19 protein-coding genes and 1 pseudogene are annotated in these 22,685 nt (G+C 73.6%); 10 read left to right on the top strand and 10 right to left on the bottom strand.

Features of this window, described 5'->3' with window-relative positions:
- Positions 1-627, top strand: a 627-nt coding sequence (locus AB0L34_RS14940; RefSeq protein WP_363705077.1) for a hypothetical protein, incomplete at its 5' end; no start/stop codon positions are given.
- An 18-nt stretch (positions 628-645) separates the two neighbouring features.
- On the opposite strand, the gene AB0L34_RS14935 is transcribed toward AB0L34_RS14940, so the two are convergent.
- Complete coding sequence (locus AB0L34_RS14935) at positions 646-1,344, bottom strand: TetR/AcrR family transcriptional regulator (protein WP_363705075.1); 699 nt, start codon at positions 1,342-1,344, stop codon at positions 646-648.
- A gap of 141 nt (positions 1,345-1,485) precedes the next feature.
- On the opposite strand from AB0L34_RS14935, the gene AB0L34_RS14930 reads away from it, so the two are divergent.
- Positions 1,486-2,430, top strand: a complete 945-nt coding sequence (locus AB0L34_RS14930; protein WP_363705073.1) for an NAD-dependent epimerase/dehydratase family protein — start codon at positions 1,486-1,488, stop codon at positions 2,428-2,430.
- Between the two features lie 52 nt (positions 2,431-2,482).
- Positions 2,483-2,581: pseudogene (locus AB0L34_RS14925) on the top strand (EamA-like transporter family protein); the annotation flags it as partial.
- Here AB0L34_RS14925 and AB0L34_RS14920 read toward each other — a convergent pair.
- Positions 2,556-3,530: a DMT family transporter gene (locus AB0L34_RS14920; protein WP_363705084.1), complete on the bottom strand. Its 975-nt coding sequence runs from the start codon at positions 3,528-3,530 to the stop codon at positions 2,556-2,558. The pseudogene AB0L34_RS14925 and the gene AB0L34_RS14920 overlap by 26 nt on opposite strands.
- Positions 3,531-3,544: 14 nt before the next feature.
- Complete coding sequence (glpX, locus tag AB0L34_RS14915) at positions 3,545-4,579, bottom strand: class II fructose-bisphosphatase (RefSeq protein WP_357458300.1); 1,035 nt, start codon at positions 4,577-4,579, stop codon at positions 3,545-3,547.
- Between the two features lie 153 nt (positions 4,580-4,732).
- On the opposite strand from glpX, the gene AB0L34_RS14910 reads away from it, so the two are divergent.
- From AB0L34_RS14910 to AB0L34_RS14900, 3 genes are all read left to right on the top strand, one after another.
- Positions 4,733-5,443, top strand: a complete 711-nt coding sequence (locus tag AB0L34_RS14910; protein WP_363705071.1) for a DUF4245 domain-containing protein — start codon at positions 4,733-4,735, stop codon at positions 5,441-5,443.
- A 113-nt stretch (positions 5,444-5,556) separates the two neighbouring features.
- On the top strand, positions 5,557-6,372 hold the full coding sequence (locus tag AB0L34_RS14905; protein ID WP_363705069.1) for a hypothetical protein: 816 nt from the start codon (positions 5,557-5,559) through the stop codon (positions 6,370-6,372).
- A 240-nt stretch (positions 6,373-6,612) separates the two neighbouring features.
- Positions 6,613-7,467, top strand: a complete 855-nt coding sequence (locus AB0L34_RS14900; protein WP_363705067.1) for a hypothetical protein — start codon at positions 6,613-6,615, stop codon at positions 7,465-7,467.
- A 78-nt stretch (positions 7,468-7,545) separates the two neighbouring features.
- On the opposite strand, the gene AB0L34_RS14895 is transcribed toward AB0L34_RS14900, so the two are convergent.
- The gene (locus tag AB0L34_RS14895) at positions 7,546-7,758 is read right to left on the bottom strand and encodes an exodeoxyribonuclease VII small subunit (protein ID WP_350678613.1); all 213 of its coding nucleotides are present in this window, start codon (positions 7,756-7,758) and stop codon (positions 7,546-7,548) included.
- A gap of 37 nt (positions 7,759-7,795) precedes the next feature.
- Complete coding sequence (xseA, locus tag AB0L34_RS14890; RefSeq protein ID WP_363705065.1) at positions 7,796-9,016, bottom strand: exodeoxyribonuclease VII large subunit; 1,221 nt, start codon at positions 9,014-9,016, stop codon at positions 7,796-7,798.
- A gap of 179 nt (positions 9,017-9,195) precedes the next feature.
- Here xseA and AB0L34_RS14885 point away from each other — a divergent pair, with 179 nt between their 5' ends.
- Together AB0L34_RS14885 and AB0L34_RS14880 are read left to right on the top strand one after the other, a co-directional pair.
- The gene (locus tag AB0L34_RS14885) at positions 9,196-10,182 is read left to right on the top strand and encodes a 4-hydroxy-3-methylbut-2-enyl diphosphate reductase (protein WP_363705064.1); all 987 of its coding nucleotides are present in this window, start codon (positions 9,196-9,198) and stop codon (positions 10,180-10,182) included.
- Positions 10,183-10,226: 44 nt separating this feature from the next.
- The gene (locus tag AB0L34_RS14880; protein WP_363705062.1) at positions 10,227-10,670 is read left to right on the top strand and encodes a hypothetical protein; all 444 of its coding nucleotides are present in this window, start codon (positions 10,227-10,229) and stop codon (positions 10,668-10,670) included.
- A 175-nt stretch (positions 10,671-10,845) separates the two neighbouring features.
- Here the strand turns inward: AB0L34_RS14880 and AB0L34_RS14875 are convergent, their stop codons facing one another.
- Both AB0L34_RS14875 and AB0L34_RS14870 read right to left on the bottom strand, forming a co-directional pair.
- Positions 10,846-14,115 (bottom strand): S8 family serine peptidase, encoded by a 3,270-nt coding sequence (locus tag AB0L34_RS14875; protein WP_363705060.1) that lies wholly within the window; start codon positions 14,113-14,115, stop codon positions 10,846-10,848.
- Between the two features lie 161 nt (positions 14,116-14,276).
- Complete coding sequence (locus AB0L34_RS14870; protein WP_357458279.1) at positions 14,277-15,449, bottom strand: DNA recombination protein RmuC; 1,173 nt, start codon at positions 15,447-15,449, stop codon at positions 14,277-14,279.
- Between the two features lie 53 nt (positions 15,450-15,502).
- Between AB0L34_RS14870 and AB0L34_RS14865 the strand changes: the two genes are divergently transcribed.
- Positions 15,503-16,309 (top strand): hypothetical protein, encoded by an 807-nt coding sequence (locus tag AB0L34_RS14865; RefSeq protein ID WP_363705058.1) that lies wholly within the window; start codon positions 15,503-15,505, stop codon positions 16,307-16,309.
- Positions 16,310-16,383: 74 nt separating this feature from the next.
- On the opposite strand, the gene ppc is transcribed toward AB0L34_RS14865, so the two are convergent.
- Both ppc and AB0L34_RS14855 read right to left on the bottom strand, forming a co-directional pair.
- Positions 16,384-19,170: a phosphoenolpyruvate carboxylase gene (ppc, locus tag AB0L34_RS14860; protein ID WP_357458274.1), complete on the bottom strand. Its 2,787-nt coding sequence runs from the start codon at positions 19,168-19,170 to the stop codon at positions 16,384-16,386.
- Positions 19,171-19,274: 104 nt separating this feature from the next.
- Positions 19,275-20,294 carry a hypothetical protein gene (locus AB0L34_RS14855; RefSeq protein ID WP_363705056.1) on the bottom strand — a complete coding sequence of 340 codons (1,020 nt, stop codon included), beginning with the start codon at positions 20,292-20,294 and terminating at the stop codon, positions 19,275-19,277.
- A gap of 83 nt (positions 20,295-20,377) precedes the next feature.
- Between AB0L34_RS14855 and AB0L34_RS14850 the strand changes: the two genes are divergently transcribed.
- Positions 20,378-21,418 (top strand): S66 peptidase family protein, encoded by a 1,041-nt coding sequence (locus tag AB0L34_RS14850; protein WP_363705054.1) that lies wholly within the window; start codon positions 20,378-20,380, stop codon positions 21,416-21,418.
- A gap of 114 nt (positions 21,419-21,532) precedes the next feature.
- On the opposite strand, the gene AB0L34_RS14845 is transcribed toward AB0L34_RS14850, so the two are convergent.
- The gene (locus tag AB0L34_RS14845; protein ID WP_363705052.1) at positions 21,533-22,447 is read right to left on the bottom strand and encodes a cyclase family protein; all 915 of its coding nucleotides are present in this window, start codon (positions 22,445-22,447) and stop codon (positions 21,533-21,535) included.
- Between the last annotated feature and the right edge of the window lie 238 nt (positions 22,448-22,685).

Raw genomic sequence — 22,685 nt, 5'->3', positions numbered from 1 at the left:
TCCGCCCGCCCCCGCCGGGCGGGGCCGGGGCCGCGGCGGGGTTGGGCCGAGGCACTGGGGGGGGGTTACCCGTCCGCCGGCCCCCCGCGGCCGCCGGGCCGGAGCACTCCGGCCGAGCGGGGCGCCGATCCGCTCCTCGCCCTGCTGGCGGGGCTCATGCTGGGCGTGTCGGTGCTCGCCGTGTCGGGTGCCCGGGCGGGGTTCCGGGCCGGGAACGGGCCCTGGTTGCCGACCTGCCTGGCCGCGCTCGGGGCCACCGCCTGGGCGCTGCTGGCCGTCGTCTGGCCGGGCGAGCCGCATCTCTGGCTGGCCCTCCTCGCGTGGCTCCCGGTCCTGCTGGGCGTGCTGCTGTTCGCCCTGGTGCCGGCCTGGTCGCGGGGCGCCTCCGGTCGGTGGACCCTGGAGGTGCTGCTGGCCACCGCCCTGACCCTGGCGCTGACCGCACTGCCGCTGGTCGGCTGGCTCTACGGCCGGCCCGCGTACACCCGCACGGCTCTGCTGCTCGCGGCGGTGGCCACGGTGCCGGGGCTGCTGCTGGGCTGGCGGGCGGCCCGGCTGGTCGGAGCGTCCGCCGAGCCGGTCGATCCGCCGTGGCCGACGCCGCGTCCCGCCGGGCCGCCCCGCTGACCGTCGCGCGGGACGGGTTCAGCCCGTTCGGGGGAGCCCGATCAGGTCGGCCATCAGTGCCGTCTGGTGGTCGAAGTACGCGTCCCGATGCGGCAGCGTGCGGTTGATCCGGCCGAACAGCTCGAAGCTGATCAGCCCGAAGAGCTGGGTCCAGCCGGCCATGCCCCGGGCGAGCAGTGTCTCGGGCAGCTCACCGCCCAGCATCCCGGCCAGGTCCGCCAGGTCGGCGCGGAGCGGCCCGGCCATCTCGGCGGCCGGTGGCGGGTCGAGCCGACCGGCGTCGAATCCGTCGCGGAGGATGCCGATCAGGGTCAGTGGCGGTCGCTGGGCGGGACCGATGGTGTCGTCCGGGGCGGCGTAGCCGGGCACGGGGCTGCCGTAGAGCAGGGCGTACTCGGCGGGGTGGGCGAGCGCCCAGCCGCGGGCCGCCCGGCAGGCGGCGTGCCAGCGTCCGCGCAGGTCGAGGCGGTCGCATCCGGCGTCGGCCGCCTCCACGGCCTCGCCGAGCGCGTCGTACGCCTCGATGATCAGCGCGGTCAACAGCTCGTCACGGCTGGGGAAGTAGCGGTAGATCGCCGACGAGACCATGCCCATGTCCCGGGCGACCGCACGGAGTGACAGGTTGGCGCCGTCGCTGGCGAGGTGTCGCCGGGCCACGGCCTTGATCTCGTCGATCATCTCGGCGCGGACCCGGGCGCGGATGGAGGGTGCAGCCATGCCTCCACCCTGCCACGGATGAGAGCGCAGATCAAAACCGAGAGCAGCGCTCTTGACGCAGGGCGCCGTCATGGGTCATGCTTGGCGTCGAACGAGAGCACCGCTCTCGGAAAGAATCGCCGTTCTGAAAGGTGACCCCTGATGGCACTGCACGTGATCGTCGGCGCCGGCCCCGTCGGCACCGCCACCGCCCGCCTTCTCGCCGACCGGGGCGAGCGGGTGCGGCTGGTGACCCGCCGGGGCGGCGGGCCGGAGCACCCGGCGGTCGAGCGGATCGCCGCGGACGCCACCGACGCCGACCGCCTCACCGCGGCGGCCACCGGCGCGGCGGCGCTCTACAACTGCGCCAACCCGGCCTACCACCGGTGGACCACCGACTGGCCGCCACTGGCCGCCGCACTGCTCACCGCCGCCGAGCGGAGCGGGGCGGTGCTCGCCACCGTCGGCAACCTCTACGGCTACGGCCCCGTCGACGCCCCGATGACCGAGGCGACGCCGCTGCGGCCGAGCAGCGTGAAGGGGCGGGTCCGGGCGCAGATGTGGGCCGACGCGCTCGCCGCCCACGAGGCGGGCCGGGTCCGGGTCACCGAGGTGCGGGGCTCGGACTACCTGGGCGCCGGCGCCCAGTCACTGCCGAGCATGCTGGTGCTGCCGCAGGTCCTGGCCGGCCGGCGCGCGCTGGTGCCGGCGGACCTCGACGCGCCGCACAGCTGGACGTACGTGCCGGACGTGGCCCGCACCCTGGTGGCCGCGGCGACCGACGAGCGGGGCTGGGGCCGGGCCTGGCACGTGCCGAGCGCGCCGGCGGTCTCGATCCGTGGGCTGGCCGCCCGCGCGGCCACGCTCGCCGGGGCGCCCGCGCCGAAGCTCACCCGGATGCCCGGTCCGGTGCTGTGGCTGGGCGGGTTGTTCGACCCGGCCGCGAAGGAGATGCGGGAGATCGCCTACCAGTTCGACCGGCCGTTCGTGCTGGACTCCACCGCGGCCGTCGCGACCTTCGGCATCGACCCGACCCCGCTCGACGACGCCCTCGCCGACACCGTCGCCGCCCTCCGCGCCCGGCCGGCCCTGGCACGTGCCTCCTGAGCACCGGCGGGTCCGTTCCGCGCGGGCCGGCACACCCCGCCGGGTCCGTTCCGCTGCCCTGACGGCCACGCTGGTCAACGTCACCGCTGGAACGACGGCCCTGCTGGCGACCTTCGCCGTCGACGTCAGCGCGCCGGGCCGTCCGGCCGGCGGGGCGCGGCCGGGGCGAGCGCCGTGACGAGGACCGCGACCATGGTCAGCGCCGCGCCGAGCAGGGTGGTGAGGCTCGGGTGGGAGGCCGTCGTGGGCCGCAGCACGTCCAGCAGCACGGCGCCGACGATCTGACCGGCGATGGTGGCCAGGCCGAGCAGCAGCACGCCGGTGAACCGGACGATGGCGGCGGCGATGGCGATGAACACGATCCCGATCGGCCCACCCAGGTAGAACCAGGGCTCGGTGGGCAGGTCGCCCGCCGGCCAGCCCCGGACCGCGACGTCGACGGCGAAGGTCACCAGCAGGGCCGTCGTTCCAGCGGTGAAGTTGACCAGCGTGGCCGTCAGGGCGCTGCCGGAGGCCATCCGCACCCGGCCGTTGACCGCCTGCTGCCAGGCGATGGCCACCCCCGCGAGCAGCGGCAGCAGCGCCAGCCCGAGGGTGCCCGGGTCGCCGAGCCGGTCGCCGACGGCCAGCAGGACGGCGACCACGGTCAGCGCCGCGCCGGCCAGCCGCTGGGCGGTGACAGGCTGGCGCCCGTTCGGGCCGACCCCCGCCCGGTCGACGGCCAGGCTGCTGCCGGACTGGCCGGCGACCACCGCCACGGTGAACACGGCCACGCCCAGGGCGCCGATGGTCAGCCCCTGCGCGGCCACCAGCAGGGCGCCGCACACCCCGCCGAGGCACTGCCACGGCCGCAGCGTGCCGTCGGCGAGCGCGCCACGCAGGGCCACCAGTCCCCGCCGACCACCTGCGGTGGCGGGAACCAGCACCAACAGCACCAGCAGGCCCACGCCGAACGAGACCACCGCGGCGGCGATCCCGTCGGACAGTCGTACGCCCAACTCGCCGTTGATCCGGGACTGAACGGCCACGGCGACCCCGGAGGCGGTCGCGAGGCCCACGCCGGCGATCCGGCGGGTCGCCGACGGGGCCGGCGGGGCCATCGTCCCGGTGGCGGTCACTCCTGCTCGGCCAGGGGGCGACCGTCGAAGTCCACCGCCGAGTAGAGGGCCAGCTTCTCCAGCCGGTGGTACGAGTCGATCACCCGGATCGTGCCGCTCTTCGAGCGCATCACGATCGACTGGGTGTACGCCCCGCCGGCCCGGTAGCGGACCCCGCGCAGCAGGTCACCGGAGGTGACCCCGGTCGCCACGAAGAAGCAGTTGTCGCCGGTGACGAGGTCGTCGGTGGTGAGCACCCGGTCCAGGTCGTGCCCGGCGGCGAGCGCCTTCTCCCGCTCCTCGGCGTCGCGCGGCCAGAGCTTGGCCTGCATCGCCCCGCCCATGCACTTGAGGGCGCAGGCCGCGGTGATCCCCTCCGGGGTGCCGCCGATGCCCATCAGCACGTCGACGTCCGACTCGCCGCGGGCGGCGGCGATGGCGCCCGCGATGTCGCCGTCGGAGATGAAGCGGATGCCCGCCCCGGCGCGCCGGATCTGCGCCACCAGGTCGTCGTGCCGGGGACGGTCCAGGACGCAGACCGTCACCTCGGAGATGTCGGCGCCCTTGACCTTGGCGATCCGGCGCAGGTTGTCGGCCACCCCGGCGTTGATGTCCACCACGTCGGCGTAGACCGGGCCGACCGCGAGCTTCTCCATGTAGAACACGGCGCTCGGGTCGAACATCGCCCCGCGCTCGGCGACCGCGAGCACGGCCAGGGCGTTCGGCATGCCCTTGCTCATCAGCGTGGTGCCGTCGATGGGGTCGACCGCGACGTCCACCTCCGGCCCCGTACCGTCGCCGACCTCCTCGCCGTTGAAGAGCATCGGCGCGTTGTCCTTCTCGCCCTCGCCGATCACCACGACGCCCCGCATGGGGATCGAGTTGATCAGCTTGCGCATCGCGTCGACGGCGGCCCCGTCGCCGCCCTCCTTGTCGCCCCGGCCGACCCAGCGGCCGGCGGCCATCGCCGCGGCCTCGGTGACCCGGACCAGATCGAGGGCGAGGTTGCGGTCGAGATCCTGTGGGATCCGCGTCCTGGTGGTGTTGGTCATGACGGCTCCTCCTCGCGACGTTGCGGGGCGGCAGGGTGCGGCGTCGCCGCTGCCGGCTGTGTCGCTGATCCTCACACGATGGCTGACCGGGCGCCGTGCCGGGGCGGTGATGGCCCGGATACGGCCGGTCGGGCGGTGCGGGAAGATGGCGGGGTGGAACCCGCACAGCCTGCCGATCGCGTACCCGCCGACCAGACGCCGCCGGACGGTCAGCCGCCGGTCGCCCCGACCCCGGCCGCCGCCGTGCCGGAGGGCGAGCCGGCGCTGGTGGAACCCCCCGCCGCGCCGGGCGCCACGCCGGCCGGCGCGGCGGAGACGGGCGAGCTGCCCGCGCCGCCGCCCGCGGTCGACGCCCGCAAGTCGGAGCGGTCGCCGAAGGACATGGCGCTCTCGCTGCTCGTGCTGCTGATCCCGATCGCCCTGCTGCTCGCCTTCTACCGGGGGTTCCTCGGCGGCGACCAGGCGGTCATGGTCGACCCCGCGCCCGCCGTCGAGTCGGCCCGGGCCGCCAACGCGTTCCCGGTCAGCGAGCCGGTGGAGCTGGGCGACGGGTGGCGGACGGTCAACGCGACCTTCCAGAACGTCGAGGGCGGGGCGAGTCTGCGCCTCGGCTACCTCACCCCGGAGGGGCGGGGCGCCCAGCTGGTGCAGAGCAACGTGCCGCCGGAGCGGCTGCTGCCGGCCGAGCTGACCGCCGAGGGGCAACCCCAGGGGCAGACCGACCTGGGCGGGCGTACCTGGCAGCGGTACACCGCCCGGGCCAACGAGCAGGCGCTGGTGCTGCTCGAACCGAACCGGACGGTGATCGTGGTCGGCGACGCCCGGGACAACGAGCTGCGACACCTGGCCGGGACGATCCGGTAGCGGCCGGCCGTCGAGGGCCCCCGGGTGTCGGTCCCATCGGCTACGCTGCCCCGGCTCACCTCCCGGCGACCGCAGTCGGCCGGGTGCTTACCGTTCTGCGAAGAGAGACAACAGTGAACATTCGACGGTGGAGCGTCGGCGTGCTCGCCGCCACCCTGCTCGTTCCCGGCCTGGCCGCCTGCAACTCGGACGCCGCCGAGCCGGGCGCCGCCGGCTCGTCCGCGTCGGCCGCCTCGGCTATCCCCGCCGACGCGAAGGAGGCGCTGCTCGCCTCCACCAAGGAGATCGAGAAGGGGAACTTCAACTTCACGATCGCCGGTGACGGCATCAGCGGCAAGGGCTCGGTGCACAAGCCCAGCAACAGCGCCCAGTTCACGATGAAGGCCGACGACGGCTCCGGCACCACCTTCGGCATGGAGATGATCTACATCGAGCCGGAGAGCTGGGTGAAGATCGACCTCGGCGAGCTGGGGGCGATGATCCCCGGCGCCGACAAGGTGAAGGACAAGTACCAGCACCTCGACCAGTCCAAGGTCAAGGACGCCGGCGAGCTCGGCCTCAACATGAAGGACGTGGACCCGGCCGGCGCCGCCGCGCTCGCCAAGGGCATCACCGAGGTGCAGAAGACCGGCGAGGGCAGCTACGCCGGCAAGCTCGACGCGTCCGCCGTGGGCGACAGCTCGGCCGCCCTGGACTCCGACATGGTCAAGGCGCTCGGCGCGCAGGCCAAGTCGCTGTCCTTCACCGCCAAGCTGGACGACCAGGGTCGGCTCACCGAGCTGGTCATCTCGGTCCCGGCGGCCGGTGAGACCAAGGCCCACGACATCACGGTCACCTACGCCGACTACGGCAACGCCACCACGCCGCAGAAGCCGGCGGCGGACAAGGTCGTCGAGGCCCCGGCCTCGACGTACGAGATGTTCTCGTAACACCGGCACGACGGAAACGGGCGGCTCCGGCCGCCCGTTTCCGCGTTTCGGCGGTCACCCGACCGGGGCAACCGGACAGATCGGTGATTGTGCGACGCGGTGGCAGGGAACAACAGGGGAGCGGGCCCGCCCGGTCGCTCCGGCAGCCGGCCCCCGGGCTCGCGCGACGTAGCCGACGCGGTGCGTCGCCCGGTTTCCGGCGCCGTCAGGTGCGTCGGGTGACCCACGTGGGAGACACGCATGACTCTTCGACGCCTGAGCGCCGGCCTGGTGGCCGCCGCGCTCTTCACTCCCGGTCTGGCCGCCTGCGACGCCAGCGGGGCGCCGGAGGCGGGCTCGTCCGCCTCCCCGTCCGTGTCGGCGTCCGGCACGGTGGCGGCCTCCGGCGCCGCGACCCCGGTCCCCGGCGACGCCAAGCAGGCGCTGCTGGCCTCCACCCGCGAGATCAGCAACGGCAACTTCCGGTTCACCATGTCCGGCGCCGGCTCCACCGCCGAGGGGCAGGTGCACGAGCCCAGCCAGAGCGCCGAGATGCGGATGACGATCGGCCAGCCGACCGACGACCTGTTCATGAAGCTCGACCTCATCCACGCCAAGCCGGACAGCTGGGTGAAGCTGGAACTCGGCGGCACGACCGCGGGCAGCCTGCCGGGCGTGCAGAAGCTGAACCTCGGCAAGTACCAGCACCTCGACCAGACCCGGATCAAGGGCAACCGGAACCTCGGCTTCGACTTCGACAAGGTCGACCCGGCGGGCAGCGAGGTGCTGACCCAGGGCATCACCGAGGTGCGGCAGACGGGCGAGGGCGCGTACGCCGGCACCATCGACGTGTCGAAGGCGGCGCAGGCGGGTTCGGTGGACCCGGCGGTGGTCACGGCCCTCGGGGCGCAGGCGAAGTCGGTGCCGTTCACCGCGAAGCTCGACCCGCAGGGGCGACTCAGCGAGATGGTCATCCAGATCCCGGCCGCCGGCCAGACGAAGGCGCAGGACATCCGGATCACCTACTCGGACTACGGCAACGCCGCCGCCGCGCAGAAGCCGCCGGCGGACCAGGTGGTCGAGGCGCCGGCCGAGCTCTACAACCTGTTCAACTGACGTGCGCCGCGTCGATCATGGGGTTTGTGGTGGGTGACGTTCGTCCCCCACCACCCCCATGATCGACGCGCGGGGACGTCAGGAGGCGGGCTCCTGCCGGGCCGCGTCGATCCGGGCGCGGGCGCCGTCGAGCCAGCGCTGGCAGACCTCGGCCAGCTTCTCGCCGCGCTCCCAGAGCGCCAGCGACTCCTCCAGCGTCGTGCCGCCGGCCTCCAGCCGCTCGACCACCGACGCCAGCTCGGCGCGGGCCTGCTCGTAGCTGAGGCGCTCGTCCTTCTTCTCGTCAGTCATCGCTGCCATCCCACCACATCGTGCCTGCCATCCCCGTTCAGCCGTCGACCGTGGCGGCCAGTTCGCCGTCGGCGAGCCGGACCCGCAGCGCGTCGCCCTTGCCCACCTCGGACGCGGCCCGGACGACGTGCCCGTCGGCCCGCTGGACGATTGCGTAGCCCCGGTCGAGGGTGGCCGCCGGCGAGAGGGCACGCAGCCGGGCCAGGGTGTGTCGCAGGTCGTCGTCGGCGGCCGCGAGCCGGTGGTCCAGGCAGCGCCCGGCCCGTTGGCGGAGCCCGGTCAGGTCGGTGGCCCGCTGGTCGACCATCACCTGCGGGCGGGCCAGCACGGGCCGGGAGCGCAGCCCGTCGAGCCGGTGCGACTCGCGGTCGACGAGGTTGCGCACCGCGCGTTCCAGGCGGTGCCGGGCCTGCCGGATGAGGCGTACCTCCTCGGTGAGGTCGGGGACCACCCGCTTGGCCGCGTCGGTCGGCGTGGAGGCGCGCAGGTCGGCGACGTAGTCGACCAGCGGCGCGTCCGTCTCGTGGCCGATCGCGCTGACCACGGGCGTGCGGCAGGCGAACACCGCCCGGCAGAGCGCCTCGTCCGAGAAGGGGAGCAGATCCTCGATGCCGCCCCCGCCCCGGGCGATGATGATCACGTCGATGGTCGGGTCGGCGTCCAGCACCTTGAGCGCGTCGACGATCTGCGGGACCGCGCTCGGCCCCTGGACGGCCACGTTGACCGTGCGGAACTCCACGGCCGGCCAGCGCCGGCGGGCGTTGGTCAGCACGTCCCGCTCGGCGGCCGACGCGCGGCCGGTGATCAGCCCGATCCGGTTGGGCAGGAACGGCGGACGGCGCTTGCGGGCCCGGTCGAAGAGCCCCTCGGCGGCGAGCAGCTTCTTGAGCTTCTCCAGCCGGGCCAGCAGCTCGCCGAGGCCGACCTGCCGGATCTCGTCGGCGCGCAGGCTGAGCGTGCCCCGGGCCGCGTAGAACTCCGGCTTGGCGTGCAGCACCACCCGGGCACCCTCGCGCAGCTCCGGCGCGCCGGCGTCGAGGACGTCCCGATTGGTGGTGACGGTCAGGCTCAGGTCGGCCGACGGGTCCCGCAGGGTGAGGAAGACGGTGGTGGCGCCCGGCCGGCGGCTGATCTGCGCCACCTGCCCGTCGACCCACACCCAGCCCAGCCGGGCGATCCAGGCGCCGACCTTCTGGCTGACCACCCGGACCGGCCACGGCTCCTCGGGCGTGCTCCGCCCCACCTCGCCTGTGCTCACCCGCCCACCCTACGGCCCGCCGCCCGGGCTCGGTTGATCATGAAGTTGTTGCCCTGCTGACGGCGTGTCGCGGGCAACAACCTCATGATCAACGGGGTGGGGCAGGTGTCGGGGGTGGCCGTCGCTGTGGTGGCGGTCGCAGTCGGGGTTGCCGTCCGGGTGGCACGTACGATGGGCGGGTGACTCAGGCTGAAGCGACGTCCCGGACCGGCAAGCGTGTGCTCCTGGCCAAGCCCCGCGGCTACTGTGCCGGCGTGGACCGCGCGGTGCAGACCGTGGAGGAGGCGCTCAAGCTCTACGGCGCCCCGATCTACGTACGCAAGCAGATCGTGCACAACAAGCACGTCGTGCAGACCCTGGAGGCCAAGGGCGCGATCTTCGTGGAGGAGAACGAGGAGGTGCCGGAGGGCGCCACCGTCATCTTCTCCGCGCACGGCGTGGCGCCGGAGGTCTACGAGCAGGCCCGCACGCGCTCGCTCAAGGCGATCGACGCGACCTGCCCGCTGGTCACCAAGGTGCACCAGGAGGCGAAGCGGTTCGCCGCCGAGGACTACGACATCCTGCTGATCGGCCACGAGGGGCACGAGGAGGTCATCGGCACCTCCGGCGAGGCCCCGGAGCACATCCAGCTCGTGGACGGCCCGGAGGACGCCGACAAGATCACCGTCCGCGACCCGAACAAGGTCGTCTGGCTCTCCCAGACCACCCTCTCGGTCGACGAGACGCTGGAGACGGTGGCCCGGCTCAAGAAGCGGCTGCCGATGCTCCAGTCGCCCCCCAGCGACGACATCTGCTACGCCACCTCCAACCGTCAGCACGTGGTCAAGGAGATCGCGCCCGAGTGCGACGTGGTGATCGTCGTCGGCTCGCGCAACTCCTCCAACTCCGTACGCCTCGTCGAGGTCGCCCTGGACGCCGGCGCGCGGGCCGGTCACCTCGTCGACTTCGCGCACGAGATCGACGACGCCTGGCTGGAGGGGGCGCGCACGGTCGGGCTGACCTCGGGCGCCAGCGTCCCGGACGAGCTGGTGCAGGAGGTGCTCGCCCACCTCGCCGCGCACGGGTTCACCGACGTGGACGAGGTGGTGACGGCCAACGAGCGGCTGACCTTCTCGCTGCCGCAGGAGCTCAAGCGGGACATGAAGGCCGCCGCGGCCCGCGGCTGACCCGGCAGGGAACGGCGCCGGGCTTCGCTGCGTCCGATACGGGTATGAGGACCTTTCGGCTCGCCGCCTCCGCGCTGGCCGTCTGCGTGGCGCTGAGCGCCTGCGGCGGCCAGGACGGTGGCGGCGACATCCCCACCCCCAGCCCGACGGGAGCCCCAGTGACCACCCCGCCCAACCCGGATCCGACCACCCCCGGCGCGATGCCGACCAGCGACGACGCGAGCGGTCCCGTCCTGCCTCCGCCCACGAAGCGCCCGGGCCGGCCGACCTCGTCGCCGCCGGCGGGCGGCACCACGCTGACCGGGACGGTCACCCCCGGGGTCGAGCCCAACTGCCTGCTGCTCGGCGACTACCTGCTGATCGGCGGCCCGCGCGACGTGCTGAAGCCCGGCGCGAAGGTGACCGTCACCGGTCGGGTCCAGCCCGACCTGCTCACCACCTGCCAGCAGGGCACGCCCTTCCAGGTCGACACCGCCCGCCGCGGCTGACCCGCCACCCGCACGTGGCGGGCCGGGTCATCATCGGGACGGGGCAGCTCGACAGCGTGGCGTGGACAACGCCCGACGCCCGACGCCCGACGGCCGGTTGGCCGTGGTCGGGCCCACGAACGGGCGGAGCCCGCCCCCGGTGGGGGCGGGCTCCGGTGTTCCGGTGCGGGACGGGTCAGTTCACGGTGCCGATGGAGACGGCGCCGCGGCCGACGACCGCGCCCTCGGTGGTCACCACGGACAGCTCACCGAAGAGCGCCCGGCCGGCGGCCGGGGTCGCCTGGGCGGTCACCGCACCGGTCAGGGTGGCGGTGGCACCGTTGGCGAGGGTGAGCGGGGTGGACGACGCCGAGAGGTTGCCCAGCGCCGCGGCGGAGAACGAGTCACGGTAGTCGTAGGCGGTGCTGCCACCGGCCCCGTCGACCGCGTAGCCGTCGACGACCACCCGGTAGGTGCCCGCCGCCGGGTTGTTGATGGTCACGGCCTCCTCCGAGTCGCCGTCGGCGGCCCGGCCGACCTCCGTGGCACCACGGAAGACGAAGAGGTCGAGGTCGGCTGCGGCGCTGGCCGTGTTGCCGATCCGGGCGGTGAAGCGGGTCGCCCCCGCCGGCACCTCCACGATGAACTCCTGCGTCGTGCCCTCGGCGATGGTCGGCCGCTCGGCGTGGACGCTGGAGAGCGGCCCGCCCTGGCCGGCCACCGCGACCGGGCCGAAGGTGTTGGTCAGCGACCAGGTCACCGGGGTCGCCGCCCCGGCGGCGACCGACGGCAGCTCGATCACGGCCGGCTCGACCGCGACACCCTGCACCCGCGCCGTGAGCTGGAACGGGTTGTCCAGCGACGGCGAGGTCCGGCGGGACTCCACCTCGATCTCCCAGACCCCGGCGATCGGGTTCTGGTAGTCGCGTTCCTGCGGCTTGCAGGCGTTGGCGTCGGAGAAGTTGGTGTAGCAGGCGAGGCTGGAGGTGCTCTCCACCGGGACGCCGTACGGGTTGAACGCGATGAACCGCGTCTGCGAGCCGGTGGCGATGCCGGACAGGTTCACCTGGAGGGCACCGGTGCCCGGCGGCACCGTCACGAAGTACGAGGTGAAGCCGTTCCGCTGGACCGAGCCCTCGGTCGAGAAGGAGTAGTCGGGCTTCTGCACGTCGTTCGAGGCCACGACGACGGTGGAGACCTCGAAGTCGATGACCGAGGTGCGCGGGTCGTCGATCGTCATGATCGCGCCGTGCGCGCCGGAGGTGGCGGGCTTGGCGGTGACGGTGACGGTGACGGTCTTGTTCAGCGGGAGCGAGACGGTCTTCGGTGCCTTGAAGGTGCCGTCGTTGCCGCGCAGGCCCACCACGTGCGTCACGGTGCCGGCCGGCCCGCTGGTACGGGTGATTCCGACCTGGTAGGTCTTCGCCTGGCCGACCCGGTGCCCGCCGTCGGCCGAGCCGCAACGGTTGTAGACGCCGGTGCCCCGGTTCGGGGTGCCGAGCTGACCGGAGAGCACGGTGCAGACCGGGGCGTCGGAGGTGTAGGAGCGGGTCTCCACGCCCTTGCGCAGCAGCTTCCACGCGCCCGCCACGTCGAACATGCCGTAGCCCTGGGCGTACGTCGGGACGTTCTTGATCGGCTTCGCCGACGAGTAGACGGCCCGGCGCAGCGCGGCCGGGGTGACGCCCTTGTCGGTCGCCTTGGCGGCCGACAGCAGCAGGGCGGCGGCGCCGGCGGCCTGCGGGGAGGCCATCGAGGTGCCGTTCAGCATCGCGTAGCCCGGGGGCAGCGGGTAGCCGGCCTCGGGGACCGGGTTGCCGAGCTGCCAGGTCGGCGCGGTGGAGATGGCGGAGCCGGGCGCGGTGATGCTCGGCTTGACGCCGCCGTCCTCGCGCGGGCCACGGGAGGAGAAGTTGAACAGCGCGTTCCTCTGCTCCACGACCGAGCCGTAGTTGGCCAGCCAGGTGTCCTTGCTGATGCTCGCCGCGACGCTGACCACGTTGGCGGCCACCGACGGGTCGCCGATGGTGTTCAGGCCCGGGCCGGAGTTGCCGGCCGAGATGAACATCTGCACGCCGTAGGTCGTGATCAGGGTGTTGTAGAGCTCGGCGCGGGCGTTGTTGCCGTCGTTCAGCGCCGGCAGGCCGCCGATCGACATGTTGATCACGTCGACCTTGCGGTTGATCACCAGGTCGGCCATGCCGGTGGTGAGGGCGGCGTACGTGCAGCCGCCACCCCACGAGCAGGCGCGGGCGGAGACGAGCTTGGCACCGGGCGCGGCACCGTCGAAGGCGCCGTTGCCGAGCATGTCGTTGGCGGCGGTGATGCCGGCGACGTGGGTGCCGTGGGTGCTCTCGACGATGCCGATGTTGACGTAGTCGACCAGGCCGGGGCCGCCGACGGGAGCGGTGTCCACGTCCTCGCGGTACTCCACGACGAACGGCATCCGCTCGGCGACGGGGGTCGCCGGGTTGTCGGTGCCGAAGTGGCCGACGTCGAACTTCTCCTTGTACGGCCGCATCAGGGCGTCGTCGGTGAAGTCGTTGTTCTGGTTGGTGTCGACCCAGATGTTGTGGGTGGCCGGGTCGTAGAGGATGCCGAAGGCGTCGGTGCGGTCCCCGTCGCGGTTGACGTCACCGGCCGGGTCGCTGTTCGTGGTCACCGACTCGGCGAACCGGTTGAACCGGTAGGTGCCCGCCGGGGCCTTCCAGGTCGCGCCGGCCGCGGTGAACGACGGGCCGGTCACCTCGGTGATCATGGCGCGCCAGGTGGCGTCCTCGAACGGGTCCGTCGCGGTGACCCAGTCGACGATCTTCCGCTCGCCGGTGGTGGTCTGCTGCAGTGCCGGGTGCCCGAGGTCCACACCGGAGTCCATGATGCCGATCGTGACGCCGCGGCCGTCCCACTCCGGGTGCTGCTTCACGAACGAGACCGCGCCGGTCTCGTGCGTCGGCATGTACGGGTTGGCGGCCGGGGTGTCGGCGCCGGGGCCGGGCAGGGTCGCCGCCTGCTTCGCCGCCTTCTTGCCGCCGGGGGCCACCTCGGGCGCCGGGTCGGGGAGCTGGATGGTCTCGTCCAGGTCCACAGCGGAGACGCCGGGCAGCGTGGCCGCCTTCACCACCTTCGAGGTGGGAACCTTGGCCAGGACGTAGCCGATGCTGTCGTACCGCTCGGTGACCGCGGCGCCGAGCGCCTTCAGGTCGGCGGCGACGTCCTTCGCCTCGCCCTTCTTGGTGGCGACGATCAGCGTGACGGTCGGGGCCTTCTTCGCTTCCGCCTCGGCGAGCAGCTTGGCGTCGTGCGAGCCCAGGGCCTCGACCGGGGTGACCTGCGAGGTGTCGGGGGCGGCGGTGGGCGCGGCGCTCGCGCTCGCGGCTCCGCCCGTGCCGGTCACGGCGCTGGCCGCCACGACCGACGCGAAGAGCGCGGCGGAGGTACGCCGGCTCAGGTTTCGGGGTTTGCTCACGTTCTCTTTCCTCCAGAGAACAGGGCCCTCAGATGCAGGGCACACGTGCCCGAATCCTTCGTGGTGTCGCAGGTCGGTGTCACTACCGGCGAGTTCGTTGTGACCACTTCGTGACGTGCGCGAATGCGCATTGTCATAGCGGAGGTGGTAGGAATCGGCCGTCAGTCCAGTGTCGACCCACCGGTCGGCGCATCGGCCGTGCCCAGCAGCTCCGGCGCCTGCGGCTGGCGGGGAGCCAGCTCGACCTGCGCCGGGGCGGCCAGCTCCTCGTCGGAGACCCCCAGCTCGGCGAGCTTGCGGGCGCTGACCAGCACCCGGGCCTCCAGCGACCCCACCGCCCGGTTGTACGCGGTCACCGCCCCGCCCAGCGACGCGCCCAGCTTGCCGACGTGGTCGCCCAGCGTGGACAGTCGGCCGTACAGCTCGCGGGCCAGCGAGTGCACCGCCACCGCGTTGCGGGCCAGCGCCTCCTGCCGCCACGAGTAGGCGACGGTGCGCAGCAGCGCCACCAGGGTGGCCGGCGTCGCCAGCACCACGTTGCGGGCGAACGCGTGCTCCAGCAGCGTCGGGTCGCGCTGCAACGCGACGTCGAGGAACGGGTCGGCCGGCACGAAGAGCACCACGAACTCCGGTGTGCTGTCAAACGCGGCCCAGTAGGACTTGGCGGCCAGCGCGTCGACGTGTGCCCGCAGGTGCCGCGCGTGCGCGTCGAGGTTGGTGTCGCGGCCCCGCTCGTCGCGGGCCTCCATCGCGGTCAGGTAGGCGTCGAAGGGCGCCTTGGCGTCCACCACCACCGACCGGCCCCCGTGCAGCCGTACCACCAGGTCGGGGCGGACCCCCTGGTGGTCGGTGGCGGCGGTGACCTGCTCGGAGAAGTCGCAGTGTTCCAGCATGCCGGCCGCCTCCACGATCCGGCGCAGCTGGTGCTCGCCCCAGCGGCCCCGCACCTGCGGCGCCCGCAGCGCCGCCACCAACTGCTTGGTCTCGGTGCGCAGCTCGCCGGAGACGGTGCTCATCGTGCGGACCTGTTCGCGCAGCTCGGCGTAGGCGTCGACCCGGTCCCGCTCCAGCTCGGCCACCCGTTGCTCGTATCGGCGCAGCGTCTCGTGCAGCGGGGCCACCGCCCGGGCGACGGCCTCCTGGGACTGCGCGGTGGCCTCGTAGCTGAGCGCCCGCATGGACTGCTCCAGCCGGCCCTCGCCCTCCCGGGTGGCCCGCAGCGTGGCGTCCAGCCGGGCGATGTCGGTGGCCGAGCGGGCCCGGGCGGCGTACCAGCCCACCGCGCCTCCGGCGGCGAGGCAGACGACCACCACGGCCAGCGTCGAGAAGTCCACCACCGGAGCTTGCCAGACGCGTACGGCATGACCGTCCCGGGTACGTTCGTGCCATGGAAATTCTGCTGGTGGTGATCCTGGTGGCGCTGCTGGTGGGCGCGTTCGTCTGGTGGCGGCGGGAGCGCGCCGCCCGGGAGGCGCGGAGCCTGGCCGACGTGCGGGCCGACGCCCAGCGTTGGTACGAGCGCCTGGGCGGACAGGTGATGAACCTGCACGGCGACCACCCGGCGGTCCGCCAGGCGCTGGTCGACGCGGGCGAGCGCTACAACGCGGCCGGCGGCCAGCTCGAACAGGCCCGGACCGTCCAGCAGTACCGCCTGGCCCGGGAGACCGCGCTGGAGGGGCTGACGTACGCCCGGGCCGCCCGGGTGGCGCTCGGCATCGATCCCGGCCCCGAGCTGCCCCCGCTGGCCGCCGCGCAGGGCGCCGGCGAGCTGACCCGGGAGCGGCAGGTCGACGTGCGGGGGCAGACGTTCAAGGCGGGCCCGCGGCCGGGCCGGGACACGCCCTACTACTACCCGGGCGGGCGGTACCAGGGCCGGCCGGTGCCGGCGGGCTGGTACTCCACGCCGTGGTGGAAGACCGCGCTGGGCGCGGGGGCGGGCGTGGTCGGCGGCCTGTTGATCGCCGACGCGCTCTTCTCGCCGGCCTTCGCCGACCCCGGCTACGGCTACGCGGCCGGCTACGAGGAGGGCTTCGGTGGCGGCCCCGACCAGGGCGGCGATTTCGGCGGCGACCAGGCCGGCGATTTCGGCGGTGGCGACTTCGGTGGCGGCGATTTCGGTGGTGGCGATTTCGGCGGTGGCGACTTCGGTGGTGGCGATTTCGGCGGTGGCGACTTCGGTGGCGGCGACTTCTGAGCGCCCGCCGGTCGTCGTGTCAGGAAGGGCCCCTGTCATCCGGAATCCGGTGACAAGGGGCCCTTCCTGACACCTCAGCCGGTGTTGCGCATGCCGGCGGCGATGCCGTTGACCGTGGTGAGCAGGGCACGCTCCAGCGCCGTGCCGTCGCTCGGGGCCCGTCGGCCGCCCGGCGCGGTCGCCACCGCCCGGCCCGCCGCCCCGGACTCCCGGTACTGGCGCAGCAGGGCGACCTGGAGGTGGTGCAGCGGCTCCAGGTAGGTGTCGCGGACGGCCAGGGTGCGCTGGAGCACCGGGGAGCTCTCCAGCAGGGCGGGCGAGGAGGTCACCGCCAGCACCTCCTGCTTGGTCAGCTCGTACTCCTGCTCGATCTTGTGGAAGATCGGGTGCAGCTTCTTCGGCACCAGCGTCTCGACGTACCGGCGGGCGATGCTCAGGTCGGTCTTGGTGAGCATCATCTCCACGTTGGACAGGAACGTGCGGAAGAAGTGCCAGTTGCGGTGCATCTCGGCCAGCACGTCCTCCAGCCCCGCCGCCCGCGCCGCGGCCAGCCCGGAGCCGACCCCGAACCAGCCGGGCACGATCTGCCGGGTCTGGGTCCAGCCGAACACCCACGGGATGGCGCGCAGGCCGCCGAGCCCGGCACCGGTGTTGGGTCGCTTCGCCGGACGGGAACCGATGTTCAGCGCCCCGAGCAGCTCGGTCGGCGTGGACGCCCAGAAGTACGCGGGCAGGTCCGGGTCCTCGACCAGCGACCGGTACGACCGGAAGGCCGAGTCGGAGACCAGCTCCATCGTCGCGTCCCAGCGTTCCAACATCTCGGCGGGCTGCCGGGGCGCGGTGTGCAGCAGCGTGGCCTGGAGCACCGCGGCCAGGGTCAGCTCCAGGTTCTCCCGGGCCAGCGACGGGAGCGAGTACTTGTCGGAGATGACCTCGCCCTGCTCGGTCACCTTGATCGCGCCGTCCAGCGTGCCGTACGGCTGGGCCAAGATCGCCTCGTGGGTCGGCCCGCCGCCGCGCCCGACCGTGCCGCCGCGGCCGTGGAAGAGGCGCAGGTGCACGCCGTGCCGGGCGGCCACGTCGCGCAGCGCGCGCTGGGCCCGGTGGATGGACCACTGGCTGGTGGTGATGCCGGCCTCCTTGTTGGAGTCGGAGTAGCCCAGCATCACCTCCTGCACGTCGCCCCGCGCGGCGACCAGCGCCCGGTAGGCCGGCAGGGACAGCAGCTCGTCGAGCAGCTCGCCGCCCGAGTTCAGCTCGCTCGGCGTCTCCAGCAGCGGCACGAACCCGATCCGGGACCGGCCGCTGTGCACGTCGACCAGGCCGGCCTCGCGGGCCAGCACCACCGCGGCGAGCACGTCGTCCACCCCGAGGGTCATCGAGATGATGTACGACTCGATGACCTCCGCGCCGAACCGGTCCTGCGCCTCGCGGATGGTGCCGAAGACGTCGAACGTCTTGCGCGTCGCCTCGGTCAGGGGCGTGTCCAGCGTGGACAGGGGGCGGCGGCCGGCCAGCTCGTCGGCGAGCAGCTTCGTCCGCTCGAGGCGGCTCAGCGACGGGTAGTCGGAGACCTCGCCGACGGCCGCGTAGAGCTGGGCCAGCACCGCGTGGTGGGCCTCGGCGTGCTCCCGCACGTCCATGGTCGCCAGGTGCAGCCCGAACGCGGAGACCGTACGGATGGTGGAGGCGAGCCGGCCCACGGCGGTGAGCTGGCCGGAGTTGCGGGCCAGCGAGGCGCGCAGCAGCTCCAGGTCGGCGATCAGCTCGGCCGAGCCGCGGTAGTCCCGGCCGGGCACGTGCGCGGTGCCCTGCCGCAGCCGCTGCCGGGTGTTGGCCAGCTTCGCCTTCACGCAGCGGGCCTTGAGCCGGTAGGGCTCCTCGGCGTTGACCCGGCGGAACCGGGGCGCCACCTCGGGCAGCGCGTCCAAATCGGCGGCGAGGCTGGCGGAGAGGTCCAGCGACACCCCGCGCAACCGCCGGGACACCGACACCTCGTTGATCAGGTGGTCCATCGCCTTCTCGGTGGCCTCGATGCCGTGCTCGTGCTGGATGGTCAGCACCTCGCGGGTCACGGTCGGGGTGACGAACGGGTTGCCGTCGCGGTCGCCGCCGATCCAGGTGCCGAAGGTCAGCGGCCGGGCGGTCGGGGAGGTCTCCACGCCGAGGGTGCGCAGCGTGTCGGCGAGGTCGTCGAGCACCTGCGGCGCCGCCTCGGCGTAGAGGTCGCGCAGGTAGTAGATGGCGTTGCGGGCCTCGTCGGTCGGGTCGGGCCGGTCCAGCCGCAGCTCGTCGGTCTGCCACATCAGGTCGAGCAGCTCGGCGAGGCGGCGGTTGGCCGGGCCCTCGTCGCTGGCGCCGTAGAGGATCGCGTTGGCGGTCTCGGTGTCCAGCTCGTCGGCGATCGCGCGCAGCTTGGACAGGATCGACCGGCGGGCCGCCTCGGTCGGGTGGGCGGTGAAGACCGGGCGTACCGCCAGCCGCCGGGCCGCCGCGGCGATCTCCTCGGCCGGCACCCCGCGCTCGGCGATCATCTTGGCCGCCTGGTCCAGCCAGCCGCCCTGGATGGCCCGGCGGCGGCGCAGATCGCGGGCCCGGTGCACCTGCTCGGTGATGTTGGCCAGGTGGAAGTAGGTGGAGAAGGCGCGGGCCAGCTTGGTGCCGGTGGTGACGTCGAGGCCGGCGAGACGCCGGGCGGCGCTCGGGGCGTCGGAGCGGACCAGCGCGCGGATCTCCTCGACCAGGTCGAGCAGCGGCCGACCCTCCTGGCGGGCGAGGGTCTGCCCGAGCAGGGTGCCGAGGCGGCGGATGTCGGCTCGCAACGCGGCGTCGGGGCCGTCGTGGTCGTGCTGGTCGCTCACGGGGCGCTCCTTACGTGAGTACGAAGGACAGCGCTGTCCGATCCCCTGGATCGTATCCACGACGACTCCGCCGTCAGGAGGGGGTCCCGGTTTCGTCCCATTCCTCAGTCCGTTGGAGACGCGGGGCGCCCGGCGTGGCGGGGCGCCGCCCGCCGGCCCCGGAACAGGCTGGCGGTGAGCAGCCCGGCCGCGCCGAGGACGCACCACAGGGCCAGCCCGGTCACGGCCCAGCCGGTCGACCGGCGGTCGAAGTAGACGACGGACTTCAGCAGGTCGGTGGCCAGCCCCGGCACGTTCCACCGGTGCATTCCGCGCAGCCAGGTGGGGAGGAACTCGGGGGCGTAGATGCCGCCGGAGCCCGGGTTGCCGAGCACCACCAGCAGCAGGATCACCAGCCCGGTGCCGAGCAGCCCCAGCCAGCCCTGCACGGCGGAGGCGACCATCGCCGCCGCGAACACCGCCAGCGTCCCGGTGGCGGCGACGCCCACCAGGTCGTGGTCCCAGACGCCGAGGACCGGGCCGACCACGACCGCGCCGAGGGCCCCGAGCACCAGGCTGTACGCCGCCAGCGCGGCGATCCGCAGCCCGGCGCGGCGTGGTCCGCGCGGCGCGGTGCCGTTGCCGAGGCCGAGGACGGTGGAGGCGAGGTAGCCGCCGAGGACGTATCCGACGGCCAGGTAGAACGGGACCAGCCCGCGGGGGTCGGTCCCGGCCACCGGCACCTCGTCGGTCACCCGCAGCGGGAGTTCGGCCTGCCGCGCGGCGGTGGAGAGCACCTGCGCGACGACGTCGGCCGCGGCGGGCGAGGCGGCGCTGGCGGTGGTCAGGGCCAGCCCGCCCTCGGCCGTGGCGGCGAGCACGCCGTACACCTCGCGGGTGGTCAGGCCGTCGTCGGCGGCGCCCGCGTCGTCGTACCCGACGGGTTTGATCTTGTCGGTCTGGTTGCGTACGGCGTCCAGGAGGGCCTGCGCCTTCTGGTCGCCGCGCACCACCCCGACGGGCACGTCGCGCGGGGTCGGCTGGTGCAGCGCGCCGACGTAGGCGGCGATGAACGCGGTGGCGAGCGCGAGGGTGCCGAGCAGCAGCCCCAGGGTCCGCAGCCGGTTGCGCGCCTCCTCGTCCACGCCGCCAGCCTAGGGCGGCTTTCGGGGCTTTCGTCGTGGTTATCCCGGCGGAAACCGTTCGACTGACCCGATAGCGTCCGATCATGACGTCGCCGAACTATCCCCCGAAACCCCGCCCCGGCGACCGGGTCGCGATCGTCTCGCCCTCCGCCGGCCTGCCCGCGATCTTCCCCGACGTGTACGAGCTGGGGCTGCGCCGGCTGCGCGAGGAGTTCGGCCTGGAGCCGGTGGAGTACCCGACGACCCGGGTGATGGGCGCCGACCCGCGCGACCGGGCGCGGGACCTGACCGCCGCCTTCGCCGACCCGACGGTCACCGCCGTGCTCGCCACGGTCGGCGGGGACGACCTGATCACGGTCACCCCGCACCTGGACGACGCGGTGCTGCGGGCCAACCCGAAGCCGTACTTCGGGTACTCCGACAACACGAACGTGCTCAACCACCTGCACCGACTGGGGATCGTGGCGTACCACGGCGGGTCGGTGCTGGTGCACCTCGGCCGCCCCGGCAGGCCGCACCCGCTGACGTTCGACTCGCTGCGCGCCGCCCTCTTCACCTCCGGCTGGTACGACCTGACGCCCGCGCCGGAGTGGGGCGACCGGCCGAACGACTGGCGGGACCCGGCGTCGCTGGCCCACGAGCCGGAGATGCTGCCGGGGGAGGGCTGGCGCTGGCAGGGGCCGTCGACGGTCGTCGAGGGGCGCACCTGGGGCGGCAACCTGGAGATCCTGCACTGGCTGCTCGCCGCCGACCGGGTCCCGTCGGCCGGGGCGCTGGCCGGGTCGGTGCTGATCGTCGAGACGTCGGAGGAGATGCCCCCGGCCACCGAGGTGTTCCGGATCCTGCGCAACATGGGGGAGCGGGGGCTGCTCGCCGCGTTCCCGGCGGTGCTCGTCGGCCGGGCGAAGGCGTGGGACTTCGAGCGGCCGCACTCCGTGCCCCAGCGGCGGGAGTGGGCCGACGCCCAGCGGGACGCGGTCACCCGGGCGCTCGCCGCCTACGACCCGGACGCGGTGGTGGTGTTCGACGTCGACCTCGGCCACACCGACCCGCAGTTGATCGTCCCGTACGGCGGCGAGATCCGGGTGGACGCGGTCGAGCGGCGGATCTCGGTGCGCTACTGACCACCCGCCGCTGTCGGCGCTCGCTCGGCGGAACGTCACGGGTGTCAACGAACGGTCTTGGCACCCATGACGTTCCACCGAAGCGAGGCCGCCCGCTCGCGGGCCGGGACGAGGTCAGGCCGGGACGACCGCGAAGGCGCGGACCGGGAAGGTGCCCATCCCGGCGACCATCGGCGGAGCGGCGGTGAACCGGAAGCCCTCCGGGGGCAGGGCGTCGAGGCCGGTCAGGTGCTCCACGATCGGGACGCCGGCGGCCAGCAGCGTGCTGTGCGCCGGGCGCTCGCCGGCGGCGGCCGGGCTCATGTCGTCGATGTTGATCGAGTCGATGCCGACCAGGGCGGCACCCGCCTCGACCAGGGCCCGGGCACCGTCCCCGGTGAGGTGGGGCGCCTCCGGCGCGCTGTACCGGTCGGTGCCGAAGTGCGCGTCCCAGCCGGTGTGCAGCAGCACCGCCCGCCCGGCGACGTCGTACGGGGCCAGCATCAGCCGGTCGATCGCGCGGATGCCGGCCGGCACCCGGACCACGATCCCGGGCAGGTCGGCGAGGCGGTCCAGCGGAGTGCCGGCGAGGTCGGCGCCCTCGGCGTAGCGGTGCGCGGGAGTGTCCAGGTACGTGCCGGTGTTGGCGATCAAGTCGATCCGCCCCACCTGGAACTCGGTGCCCGGGGCGTAGTTCGCCCGCGACGCCTCGCGGGTCAGCCACTCGCTGATCCGCGGGGCCGGCCAGCCGGGCAGGGTGACCATCCTGTCGGTGATGACGTGACTCAGCTCGACCAACCGCCGGCCACCGCCGCTGGCCTCTCCGACCACACCCCGGCCGCCCTTGTGCGGCTCCTCGATGATCGTCTTCCCGCTGATCCGCACCTCGGCCGCCATCAGCAGTCCGAGGTGCCGGACGAACAGCGCCGCCAACTCGTCGTCGCCGATCTCCCGGCCGGGGATGTCGAGCCGGAACCCGTCGGTCCGCAGCCCGCCGCCGTTGGCGAAGGTGACCTCCGCGTCGAACTGCGCCCGCCACTGACTGCTCATGATCGAAGCCGACCACGCCGGCGCCGCCCCGGTCAAGATCCGCTCCCGATCGGCGCCGCCCGGTCAAGATCCGGTCCCGCCCGGTCCGGTCCGGATCCCGCCCGGGCGGGATCCCGGTTCTGCGCCACGCGCCCCGTCGGCTCTGGGCGAGATTGTCCCCGCCGCGAGATAGGCTGGCGGGCGTGCACCCCCCGTCCCGACGGACGCGGGGCTTCTGTCGTGCTGCGCGCTGCCGCGT

Source organism: Micromonospora sp. NPDC052213 (genome assembly GCF_040679695.1).
GTDB lineage: Bacteria > Actinomycetota > Actinomycetes > Mycobacteriales > Micromonosporaceae > Micromonospora.
The sequence above is the reverse complement of the archived record's forward strand: the minus strand, read 5'-3'. Positions and strand labels throughout refer to the sequence as shown.